Source organism: Mucilaginibacter sp. P4_D1 (assembly GCF_056401935.1).
Genome location: NZ_JBFUIJ010000003.1, coordinates 347,001 through 369,573 on the forward strand (window position 1 = coordinate 347,001; position 22,573 = coordinate 369,573).

The 22,573-nt window shown below is 43.9% G+C and carries 16 protein-coding genes; 8 read left to right on the plus strand and 8 right to left on the minus strand.

Going from position 1 to position 22,573, the window contains the following annotated elements; genetic code table 11:
• Positions 1-398: 398 nt before the first annotated feature.
• The 7 genes from AC1DV1_RS05360 to AC1DV1_RS05390 all read right to left on the minus strand — a co-directional run bounded on the left by AC1DV1_RS05360 (position 399) and on the right by AC1DV1_RS05390 (position 9,949).
• Entirely contained in the window at positions 399-950 is a 552-nt protein-coding gene (locus AC1DV1_RS05360) for a protein-tyrosine phosphatase family protein (protein WP_477356314.1), read from the minus strand.
• Between the two features lie 15 nt (positions 951-965).
• Entirely contained in the window at positions 966-1,841 is an 876-nt protein-coding gene (locus AC1DV1_RS05365) for a diacylglycerol/lipid kinase family protein (RefSeq protein ID WP_477356316.1), read from the minus strand.
• A 286-nt stretch (positions 1,842-2,127) separates the two neighbouring features.
• Positions 2,128-2,865 carry an SDR family oxidoreductase gene (locus AC1DV1_RS05370; RefSeq protein ID WP_477356318.1) on the minus strand — a complete coding sequence of 246 codons (738 nt, stop codon included), beginning with the start codon at positions 2,863-2,865 and terminating at the stop codon, positions 2,128-2,130.
• 80 nt (positions 2,866-2,945) lie between these two features.
• The gene (locus tag AC1DV1_RS05375; protein ID WP_477356320.1) at positions 2,946-3,836 is read right to left on the minus strand and encodes a helix-turn-helix domain-containing protein; all 891 of its coding nucleotides are present in this window, start codon (positions 3,834-3,836) and stop codon (positions 2,946-2,948) included.
• A 77-nt stretch (positions 3,837-3,913) separates the two neighbouring features.
• Complete coding sequence (locus AC1DV1_RS05380; protein ID WP_477356322.1) at positions 3,914-4,861, minus strand: ketopantoate reductase family protein; 948 nt, start codon at positions 4,859-4,861, stop codon at positions 3,914-3,916.
• 51 nt (positions 4,862-4,912) lie between these two features.
• Complete coding sequence (locus tag AC1DV1_RS05385) at positions 4,913-5,872, minus strand: bifunctional helix-turn-helix transcriptional regulator/GNAT family N-acetyltransferase (RefSeq protein WP_477356324.1); 960 nt, start codon at positions 5,870-5,872, stop codon at positions 4,913-4,915.
• A gap of 147 nt (positions 5,873-6,019) precedes the next feature.
• Entirely contained in the window at positions 6,020-9,949 is a 3,930-nt protein-coding gene (locus AC1DV1_RS05390; protein ID WP_477356326.1) for a response regulator, read from the minus strand.
• A gap of 168 nt (positions 9,950-10,117) precedes the next feature.
• On the opposite strand from AC1DV1_RS05390, the gene AC1DV1_RS05395 reads away from it, so the two are divergent.
• Positions 10,118-10,459 (plus strand): HopJ type III effector protein, encoded by a 342-nt coding sequence (locus AC1DV1_RS05395; protein WP_477356328.1) that lies wholly within the window; start codon positions 10,118-10,120, stop codon positions 10,457-10,459.
• 154 nt (positions 10,460-10,613) lie between these two features.
• Here AC1DV1_RS05395 and AC1DV1_RS05400 read toward each other — a convergent pair whose 3' ends face one another.
• On the minus strand, positions 10,614-11,036 hold the full coding sequence (locus AC1DV1_RS05400) for a UPF0158 family protein (RefSeq protein ID WP_477356330.1): 423 nt from the start codon (positions 11,034-11,036) through the stop codon (positions 10,614-10,616).
• Positions 11,037-11,187: 151 nt separating this feature from the next.
• Between AC1DV1_RS05400 and AC1DV1_RS05405 the strand changes: the two genes are divergently transcribed.
• From AC1DV1_RS05405 to AC1DV1_RS05435, 7 genes are all read left to right on the plus strand, one after another.
• Positions 11,188-12,876: an SWIM zinc finger family protein gene (locus AC1DV1_RS05405; protein ID WP_477356332.1), complete on the plus strand. Its 1,689-nt coding sequence runs from the start codon at positions 11,188-11,190 to the stop codon at positions 12,874-12,876.
• A gap of 539 nt (positions 12,877-13,415) precedes the next feature.
• On the plus strand, positions 13,416-14,003 hold the full coding sequence (locus AC1DV1_RS05410) for an RNA polymerase sigma factor (RefSeq protein ID WP_477356334.1): 588 nt from the start codon (positions 13,416-13,418) through the stop codon (positions 14,001-14,003).
• 72 nt (positions 14,004-14,075) lie between these two features.
• Entirely contained in the window at positions 14,076-15,233 is a 1,158-nt protein-coding gene (locus AC1DV1_RS05415; RefSeq protein WP_477356336.1) for a FecR family protein, read from the plus strand.
• Between the two features lie 199 nt (positions 15,234-15,432).
• Positions 15,433-19,194 carry a SusC/RagA family TonB-linked outer membrane protein gene (locus AC1DV1_RS05420; RefSeq protein WP_477356338.1) on the plus strand — a complete coding sequence of 1,254 codons (3,762 nt, stop codon included), beginning with the start codon at positions 15,433-15,435 and terminating at the stop codon, positions 19,192-19,194.
• Positions 19,195-19,224: 30 nt separating this feature from the next.
• Entirely contained in the window at positions 19,225-20,868 is a 1,644-nt protein-coding gene (locus AC1DV1_RS05425; RefSeq protein ID WP_477356340.1) for a SusD/RagB family nutrient-binding outer membrane lipoprotein, read from the plus strand.
• A gap of 270 nt (positions 20,869-21,138) precedes the next feature.
• On the plus strand, positions 21,139-21,882 hold the full coding sequence (locus AC1DV1_RS05430; RefSeq protein ID WP_477356342.1) for an isocitrate lyase/PEP mutase family protein: 744 nt from the start codon (positions 21,139-21,141) through the stop codon (positions 21,880-21,882).
• Positions 21,883-21,914: 32 nt separating this feature from the next.
• Complete coding sequence (locus tag AC1DV1_RS05435) at positions 21,915-22,532, plus strand: DinB family protein (protein WP_477356344.1); 618 nt, start codon at positions 21,915-21,917, stop codon at positions 22,530-22,532.
• Positions 22,533-22,573 lie beyond the last annotated feature (41 nt).

Here is a 22,573-nt window from a genome sequence, read left to right on the forward strand (position 1 = left end):
TAAAGTTATTGACTGTCAATGCTGCTTTTTTGTAAAAGCTTTCGTCTTCCCCAAATTGTCAGCAGAACAGCTTCGGGCGAAAACGGACAAAACGATGCGGGGTTGTACGAAGGCAGGGCATAGGGAGTTTTTGCAGAGTGGGGCTAAATGCACTGGGGCAAAATAATCCCAGCCCAGGTTTTGGCCGTTTTGCAGGGCAAAGGCCCGTGCGGCAAAGAAGCATTTCTGCTGACTTGAATTTTTTGGTACTTTTTGTTTCAAGACAAAAAGGACTAGGCCTCCCGCGGCCATGAGCGGGCCGATGCGGTAGCTTCTACAAGGTAATTTCGAAACTCACAAACATGAAGCATAGTGGGAGATTGCTTCGTACCTCGACGGTCTCCCCGGGGCTGTGATATCTAAATAATGCTTTGTTCTGCCGGGTGCTCCTGGTAAAATTGTTCCAGTTGTTTCAATACTTCAACCTGGCTTTTGCGCGGGTTAATAAATGTGCGCACTTTTTTTACCATTGCAAGGGCATCGTCAAAAGTTAAACCTGTTTTAAGCAAATATGCAATAGTCATGGTTGGGCCGCGGCCAAGGCCCTGGCGGCAATGGATGTATACCTTGCCGCCGCTTTTTACGGCTGCATCGGCAAAGTTGGCCCCTTCCTTTAATACATCCAGCGGCGGTGGGGTATTGTCGGGCGTGGGCAAATGCAGGTAATGGAAGCCTTTGTATTGTGCGCCGCTATAAATGGAATGCATCCGCATATTTATAATTGCTGTAACGCCTAAAGATTTCAGTTTGCGCAAACCCACCAAATTATATTGGCTGCCTAAGTACAGGTTGGCGGTTATCTGGCAGCGCTTAAGTTGAGGAAGGCCGGTTATTATGCGGTAAGCATTATCATAAGCCATTTGGGCCGATAAATAAACCACTTTTAAAATACTTTTAATTTTTGCAAGCATATTGTTTTGTTGTTTTTAACGCGGCACTAATATATTGATAGCTGCCGGTACAACTTTAATGGTTAACTTTTTCGCCTTTTGTTCGCAATCATCACGGATAAAAGCCTGTTCGGCATCCATTTGTATAACTATATTTTTGCACCGCCAATGCTTTAAGGCCTCGGTTTGGTTTTGCAGTAAGGTGTTGCCCGCAATTTTTAATACCGAGGTTAAATCGTTATCGCCCATCAGTATTACGTCCAGCAAACCATCTGTTATGCTGATGCCGGGCAGCATATCTAAGCCGGCAATGCCAATATTGCCCGAATTGGTTATCGTGAGCGAAACGGCCGTTTCGTCTATCTCCTTGCCGTCTATCTTCAGCTTGTATTTTACCGGGGTGGCGTTTACCATGGTTTTAATAGCAGTATAACCGTAGGCCAGCTGGCCAATGGTATCCTTCAGCCCGCGGTCTGCCTGTAAAATCATATCGGCCATGATACCCAGGTTAACCCTTAATAAAAAAGGATGGCCGTTTACCAGGCCCATATCAACGGCTTTTAATTTGTGGTGGCTTTTTATGAGTTCAAGAGCAGAAATGCTATCCAACGGAATTTGCAGCTGTTTTGCCATAACGTTGGCCGTGCCGCCAGGAATAACGGCCATTGGTGTATCCGTTCCGTGTAAAGCGCCGGCCGTATCTGTAACAGATCCATCGCCGCCATACACCGCAATCAAATCAGTTTTGCCGATAAGTTTTTTTGCAATATCACCGGGGTTTTTGTGGCGCTGGGTAACAGATACGTCCCATTTGATGGCACTGCCGTCAAAAACCTGGTTAATGTAGGTGAGTATAGGCTCTTCCTTACCTGATGCCGGGTTGATAATAAAGTGGATGTGTTTAAATTTCATTGCTTAACCTTCGGCTTTTCAACACAGAAGATAGGTAATAGTTTGATTTATTTGGGCGGAAGTCGTGACAGAAATCCATCAAAGCTACCCAGGCAATTATTTTTCAATCTCCGATTCGGCTTGCGTAGCAAAAGCTATTATTTACTATCAGTAATCTAGCTGTAATATAAAGGTGGGGCTTTAGCTTAGATAAAGTTTTCACAATGGAAGGTAATAAAAAAGGGTGGTTTACAAAACCACCCTTTTCATAATATGCTCTAAAATGTAAGCAGCTGCTATAAACATCTTAAACCTGCGCCGTGGGGCGCACCACAATCTCGCTTACATCAACATCGGCAGGTTGCTCTATGGCATAGGCCATAGCCCGCGCAATGGCATCCGGCGATATGGCGATGTTATCCATCGCTTCGGCTATTTGCGCTTTGATGCCGGGGCTGGCTATCGAGTCAACAAGGTTGGTTTTTATGATGCCCGGTGTAATTATGGTAACCCGCAAATTGGGGCCGGCTTCCTGTCGTAATCCCTCCGAGATGGCGCGCACGGCAAATTTTGTTCCGGAGTAAACAGCCGCCGCAGGCGTAACTTTTAGTGCGGCTGTAGAGGCTGTATTAATAATATGGCCAAAGCCCTGTTTGCGAAAAACAGGCAGCGCCGCCGCTATGCCGTATAACACGCCTTTAATATTAACGTCTATCATCATATCCCAATCCTCAACCTGTAGTTCATCCAACAGGGAGATGGGCGCTATGCCTGCATTGTTTATAAGCACATCCAGCTTGCCGTAGGTGGCAAGTGCCAGTGCTACAAGTTTTTCCAGGTGTTGCCGTTGGGTTACATCGATGGCTGCATACATGGCCTGGCCTCCTTCGGCTTTTATTTGGCTGGCCAGTTGCTCAAGTTTATCAAGGCTGCGTGCGCCAAGTACAACAATGGCGCCTTTTTGGGCAAGCAACAGGGCGGTTGCATGCCCTATGCCGCTGCTTGCACCGGTAATTACAATTACTTTTCCTTTAATTTGATCCATTATTTTTTGTTTTGATCATACAAAGGTCGCCACTTATTAAGGGTGAGTGTTAAAGGTTATCAAACCGAAAACTAAGAAATTCAAACCAAATTTGGCTGCCTTAATGAACTTGGGGTTACCCCGGTTTGCTTTTTGAAAAAATTATTGAAATAAGTAGGGTACTCGTAACCCAGGCTGTAAGCAATATCATTAATGTTCCAGTCGGTATGCAGCAACAGCGCTTTGGCTTCCATCACCATCCGCTCTGTTAAATGCTCTGTTGTTGTTTTGCCCGTTACTTCTTTTACGGCGCGGTTCAGGTAATTAACGTGTACGGATAAATGCAGCGCGTAATCATTCGCGGTACGCAATTTTAACTGGTACTGGGGAGTATCAACAGGGAATTGCCGCTCCAATAATTCCAAAAAAAGAGAGGCGACGCGCACCAATGCATTTTGCGGCTTAAAATAATTAACCGATGGCTGCATTTTAAGGGCCTCGTGCAGTAACAAATTCAGGTGGTTGCGTAACAGGTCTAATTTATACATATAGTCTGATTCGAACTCCCGGAGCATGTTTTGAAATATCCCGCTGATATAAATAAGCTGTGCAGCGTCGACAAAGAAAACCGGGTCGCTACCAATTTTAAACAGCGGCGTATCCTGCAGGTTTAAATCGCGGTTATTCCCTTTTAAAAAATCTTCGCTAAATAAACAAAAGAAGCCTTCCTGCGATTCACAAATCCCTTCCCAGGCATAAGGCACCCTCGGGTTAGAAAATATTAAGGCAGGTCTGTCTATGCTAACCGCTTTGTCTGCATAGTACAACGTGCCGGTACTTAGCGTGAGCGATATTTTATAAAAATCCCTGCGGTTATACGGTACCGTTTTGCGCGCAAATTCCTTACGTTCATACACGGTAAACTGGTCGGTTATTTTTAAAGCGGGGATAAAATCACTAAAGGGCTGGGTTGTAATTTTAGTTTTGCTCATGATGTAAAGCTATTGACTAATTTATGAAATTCAAACCAACTGCGATATCAGCTATGTGCCGGTTGATAAGACAAGCCCTACATCCTGAACAGCTCCGACTTAAGTTTTGTCATTTCGCCTAATAAAGCGGTAACCGGAACTTTAATGTTGCCAGACAGCTGGGCTACTTTGGCTACTGCAAAATTTAACGTTTCAATCTCTGTTTCCCGTTTGTTAAGTATATCCTGGTAGGTAGATATTTTTTGCCCGTCGGACATTTTACTTATTGTCAGCACGTTTTCCAGTACATCGTGCTCCGTTAGTCGGATGTTGTTCTGGTTGGCTACTGCAACGCATTCAGCAATTACAGTTTTGGCTATCTGCAAGGCTGTTCCATTGCGGTGAAATACCCCATTATCAATCTCGAGCAGTGGGCATATCGAATTAAATACGCAGTTGCTGATTGCTTTTTTCCAGATCACCGTTTGGATGTTTACCTCGGGCCTAAATGAAAATACACCGGTATTCAGTTCATCAACAATACTATCCAGGTTATCAAATGAGCTTTTAATAACGCCTATGGGCGATGATGCAACCGGCCTGAACCTTACTTTATTAGTTGATACCGATTGGCTGGTTACAAATAGCACACACCGGTATAATTCGGTAAAGCCCGCGCCGATAAAACTATCTTCAATATGAAGGCCGTTTTGAAGGAATACAATGGGTGAATGCTTTGCTTTGAATTTGAGCTTTTCGGCCAGTTCCTGGTTGCCGAATGATTTGTTGGTTAACAAAATAAGCCCATCAAGCTGCGTATAATTATTTAAGGTGCTGATGGTTACTTCGGCCTGCAGGGTATTATTATCCGTTTCTATCTCCAGCAATTCGCGACTGGTCGGCTGATCATGAACGCTACCGCGCAGGATGGTAACCTGTTTTTCCTTTAGGGTTAGGGCCACGGCCAAAGCCTTGGCAATAACGCCATTGCCTATAATGTATATGTTTGTATCAACCTTTATAGTTTGCTCAGATACTGATTCCATAACGTTTTAATTTGCACGTTTTGTTTGTATAGTTTTAACAGATCATCATCATTAGTTATTCAGCTGCAATTCCATCTGGATATTGCAACGCTCGTAAGGGGTAAACCGGCCAACCACTTTTTTAAATCCTAACTTTTGATACAGGCTGATGGCTTGTTTAAGCATGGTATTACTTTCCAGGTACAGTGTGTTGCCACCCCGGGCTTTGGCGCGTTCGGCAATGGCCTTGCCCAACAGCCAACCTATGCCTTTGCCGTGTGCTTTGGGCGAAACAGCCATTTTTGCCAATTCATAATCATATTCGGGATCGTCCATTTTAAGCAATGCACATACGCCCACAGGTTCGCCTTTGTACAGGGCAACCAGTATTTCGCCGCCCTTGTTTAAAATGTATTCCTGCGGATGGTCGAGCGATTGATAGTCCTTTTCTTCCATTTTAAAGTAGGTGCTTATCCACTCCACGTTAAGTTCGCGGAATGCCTTACTATATTGCTCTTCAAAAGGCACAATGGTAACGTCGCGGCCCTCTCTTAATTTTTTCTCGTCCTGAACCCTCTTTAACAGCGATTTTTGTTCGAGCATAAATCCCCACTCGCCGATGGCTTCCCACAGGTTGTGCCGGGTATTATCCAAAATGTTTTCTACAGCGTTTTTAACATCAACCAACTGGTACTGCAGCTTTTCATTAACCTGTTTTCCCTTGTCAGATAACGACAGTACATTCCTGCGGCCGTCATTGGCATCTTTGCCTTCCGTTACCAGGCCCTTCTTCACCATTTCGGATACAATTTTGCTAACAGAAGGGTGGGAGTGCCCGATGTGCTGGGCGATCTCGGTTATGGTGAAGTTTCCCTGAGATAAGGTATAAAAAACAGGAAACCACTTAGGCTGCATGTCAATTCCAAACATCCGGTAAATGTTTGCGGCATCGTCTGTAATCTTTTCCTGGAGCATCCGCAGCCTGCTGCCAATGCCCGCTTTTCCAACTGAATTGAAGAATGAATTTTCCATTAAAACAAATTACGTAACTAATTACGTAATTTGCAAAATATAATTAAAGCAATAAATTAAAAGGTATCAACTAATGGTTTAAAATAGTAGACAGCCGGTAAAATGCGGACTACAACATCTTATTGGGAGGTACAATTGAGTTCGTAATTAGCTGATTATTTCCTTTTCCAATAAGCCAATAATCAGCATAATCTCCTCCTCAATTTCGTTTACAAGGGTTTGCGTGTTTGCCACTATAAAAACAGGCATATGCTCCAGCTCCCTGGCCAGTTTGGCCAGGTGGTTTAAGCCGGCTGTTACCGCGGTGCCGTACAACTTATGGCCATGTAAATTTAATTTTTTCAAATCAGCGGCTTTTAAATCCAATTGTAGTATTGAAATTGAATCTGTCAACTCAACTTTTGTAAGGCTAAGTAATTCCTTTAAAATCTCGTCGTCATCACCAAAATAGCTCTTTACGTGTTTTATATCAAAGTGTACAGGCGTGCTAACCGGTAAATCCAGAGCTGCTTCGGGCGTTTCGGGGGAGCCGAAAGAACGCAGCCATTTTTGAAACACGGCCAATATGGTTTCTTCAACCACCGGCTTTACAATAAAGTCATCCATCCCGGCCTCCAGGCATTTCTCCCTTTCGCTTTTAACGTTGCCCGCTGTTAAGGCAATAATTGGGATTTGTGTGTCTTGTTGTATTGCACGGATTTGCCGGGTGGCCTCGTACCCATTCATCTCGGGCATCTGGATATCCATTAAAATCAAATCGGGCCAGCGTAACCGGCAGCTGGCAAGGGCCTCCAGGCCATTACCCGCTTCCTGGATCAGGGCATTCGGGGCAATCCGGCGGATGATAGTTTTGGCCAGCAACATATTCACCGCGTTATCCTCGGCAACCAGGATGGTTAGGTTGCCCGTTATTTCTGCAACAACTGCAGCGGCGTCATCGGGCTTAGTTTCAGTAGTGGTTTTCTGATGCAAACGGGATAAGGCGTTGTATATATCCTCGGTTTTGATGGGTTTCACCATCCGGTGGTTCACCTTCAATTCTTCGCATGACCTGATCACCTTTTCATCGTCAGATGAGCTGTGTAATAAAATAATAGGCTGGCCGGTTGCAGCATCGTTAAAGCTTTCCCTGATCTTTTTAATCGTTTCCAGCCCATCCATATATGGCATGTGGTAGTCAATCACAATCACATCATAATGTTGACCAGCGGCCAGCAATTGCAAAGCTTCGAAACCGTTTTTTGCCTCGGTGCTTGCAATTTGCCGTAACAACAACATTTGCTTTATAATTAGCCGGTTGTTGTCGTTATCGTCAACAACAAGCACCTTTTTTACCATGCCGATATTTTCCCAGCTAATGGGCTCGCCCTGTTCTGCCCGCAATTGGATATCAAAGTAAAAGGTGCTGCCTTTGCCAGGCCAGCTTTCCAGTTGCAGTTTGCTATCCATTAAACCCAGCAGTTTATTGGAAATGGTAAGGCCAAGCCCGGTGCCGCCATATTTTTTGGTGGTCGATCCATCTTCCTGCGAAAAGGCCTCAAATATTTTGTCCTGTTTTTCGGGTTTTATCCCGATGCCGGTGTCCCGCACGCTAAAGCGGAACATGGTGCCGGGGACCGGCGATGACGGCGTAATTTCTTCTATTTTTAACTCAATCTCGCCAGCCGCGGTAAACTTGGCAGCGTTGCTGAGCAGGTTTATCAGGATTTGTTTTAGCCGCACGGCATCCACCCAAATAAACCTTGGCAAATCATAAGGGATGTTCAGGAGCATTTCCAGCCCTTTTTTCTGAACCTGGTAGGTGATAATGTCTGTTGATTGAGAGCCGATATCGTATAAGTCGCATTTTTCGATGTCAAGCTCCAGTTTTCCTGCTTCTATTTTTGAAAAATCCAGGATATCATTGATAATGCTTAATAAGGCATTGGCCGATTGATTGACGATGGAAAGATACTGGTGCTGGGTTTCGTTTAGTTTAGTTTTTAAAACAAGGTCGGTAAATCCGATAACGCCATTTAATGGCGTCCGGATTTCATGGCTCATGTTGGCCAGAAATTCCGATTTGGCAATACTGGCCTGGTCTGCCAGTTGTTTGGCGCCCTGTAGTTCGTCCCGTTGTTTCACAATGGAGGTGATAATCTCGGACGAGGTCATGATGCCACCTATAGTGCCGTCAAAACGGTACCAGGGCCGCATCTCAATGTTCAGGTATTGTTCTTCCTCCATGCCCGGCAATTTAACCAGCACTTCTTCGCGTCTTATTATATCGCCGTTTAAAACCCTTTGGTGTGTTGCCCGGTTTGTTTCGCTGGCGGGGCCAAATACTTCATAGGGTGTTAAGCCGATAATGTTTCGGTCGCCTAAGCCATAATCCTGTAAATATTGCCTGCTCACCGCTATAAACCGCATATTCGTATCGGCCATGGCAATTGGCGAAGGCGAATGTTCAACAAAGGCCGATAAAATGGCTTTTTCGTTCAGTAATTCGGTCTCCGCTTTTTTTTGCTGTTCAATATCCTGTATAGTACCAAATAACCGTTGGCAAACGCCGTTTGCAAATTCGGCCTGGCCTAAACTCCTTATCCAAAGTTCTTCGCCTCCGGGGGTTACAATTTGTAGCTCCAGGTCCCAGGGCGGGCCATCAGTCATGGCCAGGTGGGCCGCTGCCGAAATTTTATCCCGGCTTTCGCCTGCTTTATAAAAATTGATGATGCCGCTTAAATCAGGTTCATAATCCGCCGGCACGCCATATATCTGTTTGGTAACTGTTGTCCATTCAATTTTTTGCCGCTGCACATTATATTCCCAGCCGCCAATACGGGCTACCTTGCCGGTTTCTTCCAGCATTTGCCGGGTGCGTTCCAGGTTCCTTTCCAGGAAGTGTTTTTCGGTAATATCAATGGCATTACCTATCACGTAGGTCTCGTCGCCCTGTTGTTCAAGGATGTTGTTAAACATCCAGATGCGGGGGCTGCCATCCTTATGCCGGGTAACCATCTGGCCCCTGGCACCCCCCTTTTCCCTTATCTCTTTTAAGTACCCGGTTAACTGCGCATGACGGTTGGGTGGTACGATATCAAACAAACTTAAAGTTAAAATTTCTGCAACGGTATAGCCCAAAAGCGAAGCCCCGGCCATATTTACAGATAGGAAACGGCCAGACAGGTCATGGGTGCACATGAGCCCTTGCGAGTTCTCAAAAAAAACGCGCAGCCTTTCCTCACTGATGGCCAGTTGCTGTTCCTTTAATTTCTCGTCGGTTACATCGCGCCCTATGCAAAACAGGTTGCCGGTATTTGGATCGGGCGTGGTTTCCCAGCGGATGGCTTTGTATATGCCCGATTTAGTTTTGGTACGGTAGGTTACCTGCCGTACTTTTTTATCCGATACCATCCCGGTCACTTCCTCTTTGGCGGCTTTCAGGTCGTCGGGGTGCACCAGTTCCAGGTAGGGGGTAGCCAAAATGTAGGCATCATCCCATCCAAAAGTTGATTCAAACGCAGGATTAATCCTTTTAAAATATCCATCTGTTCCGGCGATGCAAATCAGGTCGGCCGATAAATTAAACAGCTTTTCGAAATTTTGAAGCTCCTGTTTTTGACGGCGTTCTGTTATTACCGTCGTTGCCTCCTGTGCCAGTAGTTGCAGCGATTCCTGTTGCACCTCTGATAGCTGCCCCGGTTCATATCCCAGCACACTTAAAATGCCCAGGGTATTACCCTCAGTATTGATTAACGGCAGGCCAGCGTAAAATTTTACCGGGCGCCGCCCGGTGGCCAGCGGGTTCTGTTTAAAACGCTCGTCATGTTGGGTGTCGGGCACTTCAAACAGCATATGTTCTTTTACCGCATAGTCGCAAAAGGCGGAGTATCCGAGGCCTTCGGGTGATTTGGGGAATGTTTTAGCATGCGTCCATGCGTTATTTTCCTCGAACAGGGAAACCAGCGCAATGGGTACTCCGCAGGTGAGTGCAGCCAGCCGGGTAATAAACTCAAATCCTGGTTCGCCAAAGAAAAGTAATGGCTCATCCTGGGCCGGGCCGTTCAATTGGTTTTTTTTAAAGTCAGAACTGGGCATACCGGCTATTAAGTTTATTAGTATGGTTCAATAAGTGGAAAACAAAAATACTAAATTTAGCGGTAGCCGATTTGTATTAATTTGAAGTGAAGCCCGAGGTGTTTGGGCCCGCCGCCAAAAACAGCGGGAATTGATTTTTCTTTTTACTTTCGCCAAAAATTAATCTGAATGAAAGAGCAATTACTTACGTTAATTACCGCATCCAAACAAGGATTATTGTTGTTTAACGAAGTTATAAATTTGATTGAAACTTATTACAATCACCAGCCAACTGCCTTTAAAAATGGCGATGCATATAACCAGGCCACGCAAAACCAAGGGAGTGCAAAAGTTTTTTACAGCGCCCAACTGAACAACATAAGCGCGGCCGACACACTGTGGCTATTTGCCGAACATTACCAGTCGGTATTGGCTAAGCCGGATGCAACAGACCATCAAAATATAAGACAGTTTATGGCTCATGGCTGGGAGGGTGTTGTTTTTGAGGGAGAGGCGTTGAGCGCGAAATAGGAGTGGATTGGGGTTTTGGTCTTACTTAATTCCCGGCTGTTCGAGACCTTTTCTCTACAAATGTTATACCCCTATAGGGGTGAAAACGTTTAACAGCATTGGGTGAACCCTTGTGGTAGCGGGAGAGATGGAGACATCGAACAGCTTGTAATTTCTATCCTATTTGGTCTTTTACATATTCAATACCCCGCTCTAATTTATATTTAAACCATTCCTCGCGCAAGTCGGGATGATATTGCAGCAGGTGATTAAAATTGCCAAACGGCTTTTTGCGCGATATAGCGTCAATAAACTTGTTGTGTGTGGGTATATAGTTAATACCGGCAATAAAATCTTCCATAACTTCAAATGCCTCACGACTGCTCATTCCCTCAAACCGTTGATAATCGCCGTAGTTTTCGGCAATTTTATCAATGACCTCTGCCCAGGGTTCTTCGTCATAGCCGGGGTTCTTGAGTTCATCAGGGTAATAATCCATAGTGCCTGTTGGTTTATGATAAAAACAAACCATGCCCATATCCAGCATTTCGGCAATATCTTTTATAATTTCGGGTGTTATTTCTTTTACTAAATGCATATTATAAACGTAGTTTAGTATTGTTAATATGTTGTATAACCATGATAGGCGATACAAAAGTAAAAGTTTATTATAAATACCATCAGTCTTGATAAAGCCAAATTGAAATATGTTTACGTTGCAAAATTTTGAGAAACAACTAAATGCGGTAATGCTACAAAGAGGAAAGCAGTACCATGAAGAGGGGGCAGTTGCCGACCTGGAAGAAAACGCAGGTCGCTGGACGGCAGAAGTTGAAGGAACTGAAACATACAACATATCGGTAACGCTGAAAAACGATAAGGAAATTGTAGCCTACCATTGTGATTGCCCCTATGATGGCGCAATTTGTAAACATGTAATAGCGGCGCTTTTTGAAATAAGGGACGAATTGGCAACACGTATAATAGTACCAAAAAAGGGTGCAAAGAAAAATCAGTTCGAAGATTTGCTGTTGAAGATTAGCGCTGATGAATACCGGGTTTTTATTAAAGATTACGTGTTAACCAACAAGGATTTTAAAAGGGCATTTGAGCTGTTTTTTGCAGAAAAAGACGGCCGTATTGATACCGGTAAACTATATGCCGATTCAATTAAAAAGCTCATTAAAAAACATATGGCCAAAGGGTATATGGATTACCGTTCGGCGGCCGGTTTAGCCAAAGAGGTAAACCAGCTAATTGATAAGGGGTTTGATTTTGCCAATAAGCGCAACTTTGTAGAGGCTTTTGTAATAGCCAGCGTGGTGTTAAAGGAAATGATGCAGGTAATAAGTTATGGCGACGATTCAAGCGGTGCTTTAGGCGATGCCATTATTGGCAGTATCCAACTTATAGATCAAATAGCTTTATCTGCCGATGCCGTTATGGATATGAAAACGCGCGTGTTTAAGTTTTTACAAGTGGAGCTCAACGATGCGGTATACTTTGATTATGGCGATTTTGGATATGAGTTGATGGATGTTTTTCAAACTTTGGCAATTGAGCTAAACCTGCACCAGGAGTTTTTAGCCTGGATTGATGCCTGGTTGCCCCGGTTAACCGGGCAGCATAGCAGTTACCGGCTTGAGCATTTTAAGACAACCCAAATTGATTTTTTGGAAGCCATAGGCAGGCACACCGAAGCCGAAGCGCTGATTGAGCTAAATATGGAAATTGTGGAAGTGAGGCAGGCCGAGGTTGATAAAGTGTTAAGCAGCCAGGACTATGAGCGGGCAAAAAAGCTGATAAATGACGGTATAAAAATAGCAGAAGATAAAAGGCATCCGGGTACCGTTGCGCAGTGGGAGAAGCAATTGTTGCGCATAGCGTTGTTAGAAAATGATGTGCCTTTAACACGTAAATATTACAGAGCGTTTGCTTTCGACCGTCAGTTTGATGTTACGTATTACAGGGCGTTGAAAGCAACTTACGATGCCGGGGAATGGGGGAAAATAGTTGAGGATATTATCGCCGGTATTAAAACCGAAACCACAAAAAAGCATGGTAAAAGTACCTGGCTTCCGTTTAACAGCTTTTTACTTTCGGCACTGTCACCAATTTATATTGAAGAGAGGTTTACCGACCTGCTGTTTGAACTGGTCAAAAATGAAAAAGATATTGACCGGCTTATGGTATACCATGAACACCTGGTGTTTTCATATGCCCACGAGTTATTACAGCTTTATATCCCGGCCCTGGAACGACAGGCTGATAAAGCCGACAACCGAAGCCATTACGCACAGTTAGCCGGCAATATGAAGAAGATCATGAGAGCCCTCGCCTTCGGAAAAGAGCAGATCATTGAGCTCGCAAAAAAATTGAAACAAAAGTATCCCCGCCGCCCCGCTATGGTTGAAGAATTGAACAGGGTGATTTATTGAGGGTGTGGGCTGTTGATGTTAATTTATTATTGTCCTTTCAACTAAACCAAAGACTCCTTAAATCTGCATAGTAATCATCTTCTGCCGTTGTTGCTGTTACCGCCAACGACTTTTTCCTGGGATAAAATCGCTAAAATGTATCCCCAAAACAATATTAATCGGTTATCACCACAATTATATTTCGAGGATCCATCAGGCAAAACCTGAAAAAATGTTATGAGGTTAAACGGATGTTCTAAACTATCGCCATTGCGAGGCACGAAGCAATCCTTTATGTGCTAAGTCCCCTATAGTTCGTCATTGCTTCGTACCTCAATGACGGATATTCGATATTGATGGTCAGTAACTTATAAACATACCATTATAAAGAACGAAGTGATATCTGGACTGTGCACGGCTGTTATGCCTGGCGTACACTTGGCACGCGCGCCACAAGGGTGAGGCGTTGCAGTCGCGCCGGTATACGCTGCAGCTGATAATTTTCTTGTTTTTATATTTATATTCTTAAATTTCATACATTCGTTATCAACTTCTTTTAAATGACCACCCTAAAGCACTTTTCGGACAGCGAATTGGTTGACTTATTTAAGTCGGGGGATCAGGCTGCTTATGTAGAAATATACGATAGGTACACACTCACTTTATTTAATCACGCCTATAATAAAACCAGGAACAGGGAAGAAGCAAAAGATGTTGTTCAGGAAGTTTTCACAACCTTGTGGGCCAAACGCGACCAAATCAATTGCCATTCTAATCTTTCGGGTTATTTATACACGTCGTTACGTAACAATATTTTGAACAGAATTGCGCGGCAATCAATACTTGAAAAATACACCACCTCGTTAATACAGTTTATTCAAACCGAAACCAGCCAGATTATCACAGATCACCTGGTGCGTGAACACGAGCTTGCGATGCTTATTGAAAAAGAGATTGCCGCTCTTCCGCCAAAAATGCGCCAGGTATTTGAACTTAGCCGCAAACAACATCTCTCACATAAACAAATTGCAGCGCAACTGGATATTTCCGAGCAAACAGTAAGTAAGCATGTTACAAACGCCTTAAAAACATTAAGGGTTCGCCTCGGCTTTTTTATCTATCTATTAATCCTTTTTCAGCTCTTATAAAATATTTTATTTTTATTTACCTGTACGGTACGCGTTGTTTGTCTTACTAAAATAAAGGCAATAAATAGTAGTATGAACGATAGGGAGCTCAAAGATTTATTACTTAAATACGGAAACAATACGGCCACTGAAGATGAGAAATCGCTGCTTGAAAGCTGGTATTTGCATCATCAGGAGTCGGAATTGCCCGATTATACACTTGATGAGCGCCTTCAGGATGCTGCAGCCGTTCGTGAAAATCTAAAACGTCAATTCAGGATAGGCAGGTTAATATCACTTCCGCTGCGGATAAGTGCGGCAGCATGTGTTTTAATATTATTAGGCCTGGGTGGTTTTTATTTTGTTAGAAATAATGTTACTAAAAACGAGCTTACTGCAACTACACACCATGATATTCCGCCGGGGCAAAATAAGGCCGTATTAGCCCTTGCCAACGGGCAAAAGATTTACATAACCGGTATAAAAAAAGGGATTATTTACCGGCAAGGTGCTTTACAGGTAACCCGTAATAACAACGGAGTGCTTGCCTACACCATAAACAAAAGCTTGATTGCCCCCGGGAATGCCGATAACCAGGGCCCGGCAAAATACAACACGCTTTCTACACCTCGTGGCGGCCAGTCGTCCATAACTTTGGCAGACGGAACAGTGGCCTACCTTGATGCTCAATCATCTGTCAGGTTTCCGGTTGATTTTTCTAAATCTAAAGAACGGCGGGTTGAAGTAACCGGGCAGGTGTACTTTGATGTAAGGCACAATGCCTCAAAACCTTTTAGGGTAGATGTAAAAGGTCAAACCATTGAAGATATTGGTACTGTATTTAACATCAACGCTTACGATGATGAGCCCGTTATAAAAACTACATTGATTAGCGGTGGTATAAAAATAACAAGAGGAAATTCAACGGCTACGTTACGGCCTGGTCAGCAAGCTATAACTGTTGCTGATAAAACCAATATCCGGGTAAAAGAAACAGATACCGAAGAAGTTACCGCCTGGAAAAATGGCTACTTCCTTTTTAATAACGAGAAACTGGAAAGCATAATGCGGAAGATATCGCGGTGGTATGATGTTGATATTGTTTATCCGCAAGATCAGAATACCAATGTTGAATACTGGGGCAGCATCACCAGGTATGACAACGTATCTAAAGTTTTAAAGATGCTGGAAATAACCGGCGATGTAAAATTCAGGATTGAGGGAAAGAAAATTTTTATAGAGAAAAAATAACTGACTTGATTATTAACTAATTATAAATTAAACCCAAAAGATATGAAGAAACAATAACTATAAACTCCAGAAAAGTGAAAAGGAAAAAATAGCAGAGGCATTAGCCGTGCCCCTGCTTAATAGCCTGCTCACATCGTTTGCCAGCCGGCAAACGATAAAATTGCTTTGAACCAATATTTCACGTAAAACAGACATTCAAATGTATAAAAAGTTCAACGGATTTTTTTGTACCCGGAAGGGGTATATCCGCAAATTCCTGCTGATTATGAGAATTACCTCTATTATTTTGACGGTTACCATCTTACATGTTAGCGCATTGAGCATTGCTCAAAAAATTACCTACAAAAATAATTCCGCTTCTCTTGAACAAATTTTCAAGGAGATAAGGAAGCAAACTGGCTATAATGTTCTTGTTGCATCCAATAAAATTAAAAACATCCAGCCACAGGCGGTGGATTTTATAAACACGCCACTGGCCGATGTTTTAGATAAGGTGCTGAATGGACAATCGCTGACTTACAGTATCGACGACAAAACCATATTGATCCGATACGAGCAAAAATTAAAAAAAGACGCGGCGGATGAAGCTCCGCCTATTACCGGAAAAGTAGTTGATTCAACCGGGATGCCTCTTCCCGGCGCTTCCGTCGGCCTGAAGGGAACAACCAATGGCACGCAAACCGATGTAAATGGTAACTTTAGCTTGAACGCGTCGGCAGGCGATGTTTTGATAATAAGGTATGTTGGCTATGAAGGCAAGGAAATAAAAGTAGGCACCAGTACAAATTTAGTTATCGAACTGAAAAAAAGCGCAGGTTCGTTAAATGAAGTAGTTGTTACTGCTTTGGGTATAAAACGCGAAGCAAGATCATTAGGCTACGCCGCTCAGACCATATCAGGTGCCGATATGAATAAAGCTAACCCGCCAAACATAGCTTCGGGCTTAATGGGCAAAATAGCAGGCCTGAATATTACCCAGCCAAACGGTGTGGAAGGTTCTTCAAACCGTATAGTTATCAGGGGTAATAATAACCTTGCCGGGAATAACCAGGCGCTGATAGTGGTTGACAATGTTATTATTGATAATGAACCTGTACAACCAAAAGGAGGGGTGCAATCTTTTAATGATGCCTTATCACTTAGTAATGGCGGTACCGACGTTTCGCAACCGCCGGTAGATAACGGATCTTTCTTAAACAGTATGAACCCTGATGATATTGAAAGCCTTGATGTGTTGAAGGGCCCAACTGCAGCAGCGTTATATGGTGCACGCGGTGCCAACGGTGTAATACTTATCGTGACTAAAAAAGGCAACAAAAAGAAAGGTTTTGGTGTTGATTATGGCTACACTTATCGCGCTAATGATCCTTACCGCTTTATAAAAACGCAGAGTGAATATGGTAACGGTATGACAGAAGACCTTTACTCGGCAAATCCTTTCTTTTATAAAGATGCCAATGGTAAAAACAGGCAGGAACAAATAGGCGGCGACCCCTATGGCCCTTTGGGCAACATACCAGGGGCTTATGTTAGCCCGGGTGTTACCAGTGCTGCCGGCGGGCCGTTTTATAACTATATTGGTTTTCCCGGCGATGGTGCATCATGGGGGCCTAAAATGGAAGGGCAGCCACTTGTTTGGTGGGATGGTACAACCAGGCCTTATACCGGCAATTCAAATATCTTCAAAAGCTTTTACAGAACCGGTAATACACAAACCCATAACATAGCCCTTTCGGGCGGCGGGGAACTTGGCACCTTGCGCGTTTCCTATACACGGTCAACAAATGAGGCTATTACCTACAATAGTAATAACGCCACCAATACATTTAATATAGGTTCATCAATAAACATCAGCCCCAAAGTTAAGGTTGACGCTACAGCCAGTTATATTAACCTGACCAAATTTAACCCACCAAATATATACGGTGAAAACGGTGGGGCGGGTAATATCGGCCTGGGTTATATGACCGTGTACAATTTGCCTGCAGATTATAAGCCGATTGAAAGGGGGCTGACTACACTGGCCGACGGATCGCAAAATCCTATACTAAAGCAATCGCCGTTTGAGTATGGTCAGCAGTATTATTGGTGGAATACATTTAATGATATTACCACGCTTACACAAAACCAGTTTGTGGGCTCCATATCATTAAATGCCGAAGTTACACCCTGGTTAAAGGCAGTGGGCAACGTTGGTTTGGATTATTATACTAACGAGTATGTAACTAAAAATTATCCTACAGATGCCGCAGGGTTAATTGGCAGCTACGGATATGATCTGGCCAAAAATGCTACCAACAACCTCGATGGTCGTTTAATATTTCATAAAAACAGTTTACTTCCCGATTTTAATGCCAGTCTTTCTGTAGGTGCAAGGCACTACTACCGGAACATGTATGATATTGCGCAAACTAATCCAGGGCCATTTAATTACCCGTTTTTATTTAACCTGAGCAATTACGCCGGCAATTCAACAACGGCACTTAATGCGTCAGAAAACAGGTATGAGCAGCAAATAAATACTGTTTATGGCTTGCTTAATCTTTCGTACAAAAATTACCTGTTTTTGGATCTGGCCGGAACAAATGACTGGTCGTCTACCTTACGCCCAACAAACTGGAGTTATTTTTACCCATCTGCAAGTTTAAGCTTTGTGTTTACCGATGCGTTTGATATGAGTTCGGTAAAAAGCTGGTTCACTTACGGAAAAATACGTGTAAGCGAGGCCAAAAGTGCAAATGCCTATTTGCCTTATCAAAACGGATTTACCTACCGCCCAACTTCAGGCACGCCAGGTTTCACAACCGGGTTGAATTTGCCGAGTTCGTACCCTACCAACATACAACCGCAACGTTCCCGGTCTTTTGAAATTGGCCCCGATCTTGGTTTTTTTAATGACCGGCTGGATGTGAATTTCACATACTATAACACCTACTCAGATAACCAGGAAATAACAATCCCAGTAGCTGGTTCATCAGGTGTTCCAAACGTTTTAATAAATTCCGGCGCGTTACGCAACAGGGGTTATGAATTAACCGTGAGTGCAAAAGTGATTAAATCAAGTGATTTTTCATGGAATGTAACCTTGAATGCGGCACATAATCAAAATAAAGTTGTTGCGCTGGAACCAGGGCTTAACTCATTACAGTTAGGTTCATGGTTTGGCAGCAACGGTGTTTTGATGAAAGTTGATGTAGGCCAAAATTATGGCAGCATTTACGGGTACGATTACAAATATGCGCCAAATGGCCAAAAGATTGTTAACCTGATATACGCTGATGGTACAAACACCGGAAACGGCGCTGTACTTGGCTCGCAATACGCCACATCAGACAATTTGGTTAAAATAGGCGATGCCACGCCAAAACTGACAGGCGGTATTTCGCAGAGCTTCCGTTACAAAAACTTTAGCTTATATGTTTTGACAGACTTTAAGGTGGGCGGACAGATCTGGTCTGGTGACTACGCTACCCTTATGGGGCAGGGTATGGCCCCCGAAACCGTTTACGAAAGGGACGGACACGGCTTGGCTTATACTTATCCCGACGGAACAAAGGCCAACGTTGGCGTAATTTTACCTGGCGTGGTGCAGGGCTCAACAGCGGGTACCTATACACCAAACACCAATGTGGTAAATGCATGGTGGAAATACGCGGGTAATTATCAATCATGGGATAATGATCCTATTGTACGCACCAACTCCATATTCAATGATTCATGGGGTAAGCTGCGTGAGGTGTCAATCACTTATAACCTGCCGAAAGAATTTGTACAAAAAACAAAAATGCTCCAAAACCTGTCGGTATCGTTAATCGGCCGCGACCTGTTTTACCTGTTCAATACATTACCCGACAGGATAAACCCTGAAAGTGTTGTAGGTACAGGAAACGTTCAGGGTATTCAGTTTGGTGGCTTACCTGGCGTACGCTCCTACGGTTTTTCGGTAAAAGCGGGATTTTAATAGGATTGTTAAAAATTAAGAACGAAACTTATGATTAAGTATCATGATATAAAACGATGGGCAATAATGGTAACTACTACCTTGTTCATTACTGCAGTTCTTGCGTCATGTACCAAGAATTTTCAAAAGGAAAACGCGCCTTATAGCGGTCCGGCATCGGCCACCTTGCAACAGCTTTACACAGGTATCGGCGCTAACCTGGATCGTGCGGCTAACATAGGCAACTGGGCCGAAGCAAGATGGCTATATCCTGTAACCCAATTGGGCGCTGTATATGCCGTATCGGATTTCGGTTTTGTAGAAGGGCAAAACTGGAGCTTGTTTTACTCGAATTTACCGGCTATGAATCAAATGCTTACCACCATGACAAGCAGTCCCGATTCGGCAACCTACACTAATGCCATAGGTATGGTAAAAGTATTGCGGGCTTACGAGGCGCTTGAAGTATCCAACCTCTATGGCGATATGCCATATTCTAAAGCAGGCAAGGCATTTTCGGGTTCTACTGCCGATCTTAAAGTACCGTATGATAAACAACAGGCCGTATATTTATCATGCCTGGCCGATCTTACCTGGGCTGCAAACCACTTTACTACCAGCAGCACCCAGTTTTCGTTTGGTTCGGAATTCCTTTTAAACAATAATATCGACCAATGGAAAGCGTTTGCCAATTCGCTGCGTTTGCGTTACGCGCTTACCATGTATGATAAAGACAATACAGATGCGACACCGATAATAGCCGATGCCATAACCAAGTTATCCAGCAACCCGCTTACCGACGTTGTTGGCTTTAAACAAGCCAATGTTCCGGGCATATCCTTTGATATTGATGGAGCAGGAAGGGGTTTCTTCTTCCGCCAGGAAAGTCGCGCAAGAATGGGCAGCACCCTATGGAATTTATTCAGCAGCAATAACAATACCGATGGCAGCGGGATATTTGACTTAAGGTGTAAAATATTTTTTGAAGTTAACGGGGCAGGTAATTGGGTACCTTACCCGCAAAACCCGGCTACCCCTATAACAGATGGCGGCGACCCTTATAACACCGAAAGAGATCCTGATAATAAAGGTTGGGCAGCGCATAAGGATGGCAATTTGTATTCCGATTATAATTATTACTGGGGCAGGGATGGAATTGCTACCGGCTCGACAGGCGCATGTCCCGAAATTTTCATTACCCCGGCCGAGGTACACTTTTTAAAAGCAGAAGTTTACGCACGTGGCGTTGCGGGTGTAGCGCAAAGCACTTCGTCGGCACAAGCTGAATATAATGCAGGTGTTACCGCATCACTTACCTTCTGGAATAGTGTAGCGTACAATTCATCCGTTTGGGTGGTAAACAAACCTGCTTCAGAGACACCATCTGCGGCAACAATCAACGCTATATTGGCCAACCCGAAAGTTGCCTTTAACTCCGCAAATGCACTCAGCCTGATTTATGCGCAGGAATGGGTTGATATGTTCCGCCAGCCCTGGTTAGCGTGGACCTTGCTAAGAAGAACGGGCGGCGCAACACCAACGGATACCAACAACCCGGCGGGCTATAAACAAAATTATGGCAGCCTACAACGTTACCAATATCCGGCCGATGAAGCGCAACTGAACACTACCAACTGGAAAGCAGCAACCGGTGGCAGTGATCTTACCAGCACAAAAATCTGGATTACCAAATAAGAAAATGCAAAACGGCATTACACCCAATAACACCGATGCAATTGTAGCACTTGATACATCTTTATCACTTTAACGTGCGTTTGGTGTAATAAAAATTTGATTTAGTTGATTATAATGCATGAGCCGTCCTGTTAGCAGGGCGGCTTTTTTACTTTAAAGTAACTGTAATTTCGCCAACTACTAATGTCCAAATCGGCCCGCTATAATGTCTAATTTGCACCCTTTTAATTGCCGGAAACAACATAAATTTGTATTTATATCAGATAAGGTATGACTCATTACCAAACATTTTACCAGCTGCATCATCAGCCGGTTCCTTTTTTATTAGGTAACGCCTGGAACGCCAAAAGCGCGCGACTGATACAAGTTGCCGGTTTTGAGGCGATAGGTACTTCAAGTGGCGCAATTGCAGATTCAATGGGTTATGCCGATGGCGAGCAAATTCCTTTTAATGAATTGCTCTACATTGTTCAAAGGATCAAAGCCTCAACAGATCTTCCACTGTCGGTCGATTTTGAGAGGGGGTATAGTAATGATCTCGTGGTTATCAATGAACAAATTCAGCAACTGCTGGATATTGGGGTTGTCGGCATTAATTTGGAGGACGCCCAGGGCCAGGATATTTATTTGCGTAAACTGGACAGTATCAAAAACTACCTTGCCAAAACCAACCAGCAGCTTTTTATAAATGCCCGCACTGATGTTTACCTGCAAAAACTGGCCTCCCCGCTCGAAACCGTTATCCTTAGGGCAGGGCTTTACCGTGATGCCGGCGCAGATGGCCTTTTTGTTACCGGCATAGGCGATGCCGCAGTTATTAAACAAATCAGCATGGCGGTTTCCCTACCTGTTAATGTTGTTGGTAACCCAAATGTGGCTACTGTTGAGGCATTGCAAATTGCCGGTGTAAAAAGGATCAGCATGGCAGTTTTTCCTTATAGGGCGGCTTATGGACACCTGGAGCAAGTAATTAAACAAGTAAATACTTCGCAATCACTCATGCCCTTGTATTAGGGTAAAAAATTATAAATTATATACTTCAATCCATGAAACGTATCATCATCCTCATTTTGCTGAGCTTTACAGCATACCAATGCAGCGCGCAACAACAAACAAGCAACATGATAACCCCACAAGAAAGAGAAAAAGCGATGCAATTGCTCACCCAAACCGAATCTGGCGTTTTTGATGCCGTTAAAGGCTTGAGTGTGGCCCAGCTAAACTTTAAGCCGGCTGCTGATAAATGGAGCGTGGCCGACTGTATTAAACATATTGCCGCCGCCGAAAAAGAACTCTGGGCCATGGCCGAACCAGCCTTAGCGCAACCGGCCAACCCCGAAAAACGGGCCGACATTAAATTTACCGACGACGACCTCATAAAGGCCGTGGAAGACCGCACACATAAATCCAAAACCTTCGCCGCGCTTGAGCCGGCAAATTCGCCCTACAAAACCGTTACCGAAGCGCTCACCGCATTCAGATCCAATCGCGAAAAGCTGATAGCACTCATAAAAAACACCAAAACAGACCTGCGCAACCACGTGTTGGTATTGCCTGTTGGTACTTACGATAGTTACCAGTTCATCCTGCTGATAGCTGCCCACAGTAACCGCCATACCCAACAAATAAACGAGGTAAAGGCGGATGTTGGGTTCCCTAAATAACGGGCAGGCGCTTTAAAAGCTCGCATAGGAGTAAGTTTTAG

Coding starts and splice junctions, on each gene's coding strand:
- AC1DV1_RS05360 (WP_477356314.1), bottom strand. CDS start 950: ATGCTTGCAAAAATTAAAAGTATTTTAAAAGTGGTTTATTTATCGGCC.
- AC1DV1_RS05365 (WP_477356316.1), bottom strand. CDS start 1,841: ATGAAATTTAAACACATCCACTTTATTATCAACCCGGCATCAGGTAAG.
- AC1DV1_RS05370 (WP_477356318.1), bottom strand. CDS start 2,865: ATGGATCAAATTAAAGGAAAAGTAATTGTAATTACCGGTGCAAGCAGC.
- AC1DV1_RS05375 (WP_477356320.1), bottom strand. CDS start 3,836: ATGAGCAAAACTAAAATTACAACCCAGCCCTTTAGTGATTTTATCCCC.
- AC1DV1_RS05380 (WP_477356322.1), bottom strand. CDS start 4,861: ATGGAATCAGTATCTGAGCAAACTATAAAGGTTGATACAAACATATAC.
- AC1DV1_RS05385 (WP_477356324.1), bottom strand. CDS start 5,872: ATGGAAAATTCATTCTTCAATTCAGTTGGAAAAGCGGGCATTGGCAGC.
- AC1DV1_RS05390 (WP_477356326.1), bottom strand. CDS start 9,949: ATGCCCAGTTCTGACTTTAAAAAAAACCAATTGAACGGCCCGGCCCAG.
- AC1DV1_RS05395 (WP_477356328.1), top strand. CDS start 10,118: ATGAAAGAGCAATTACTTACGTTAATTACCGCATCCAAACAAGGATTA.
- AC1DV1_RS05400 (WP_477356330.1), bottom strand. CDS start 11,036: ATGCATTTAGTAAAAGAAATAACACCCGAAATTATAAAAGATATTGCC.
- AC1DV1_RS05405 (WP_477356332.1), top strand. CDS start 11,188: ATGCTACAAAGAGGAAAGCAGTACCATGAAGAGGGGGCAGTTGCCGAC.
- AC1DV1_RS05410 (WP_477356334.1), top strand. CDS start 13,416: ATGACCACCCTAAAGCACTTTTCGGACAGCGAATTGGTTGACTTATTT.
- AC1DV1_RS05415 (WP_477356336.1), top strand. CDS start 14,076: ATGAACGATAGGGAGCTCAAAGATTTATTACTTAAATACGGAAACAAT.
- AC1DV1_RS05420 (WP_477356338.1), top strand. CDS start 15,433: ATGTATAAAAAGTTCAACGGATTTTTTTGTACCCGGAAGGGGTATATC.
- AC1DV1_RS05425 (WP_477356340.1), top strand. CDS start 19,225: ATGATTAAGTATCATGATATAAAACGATGGGCAATAATGGTAACTACT.
- AC1DV1_RS05430 (WP_477356342.1), top strand. CDS start 21,139: ATGACTCATTACCAAACATTTTACCAGCTGCATCATCAGCCGGTTCCT.
- AC1DV1_RS05435 (WP_477356344.1), top strand. CDS start 21,915: ATGAAACGTATCATCATCCTCATTTTGCTGAGCTTTACAGCATACCAA.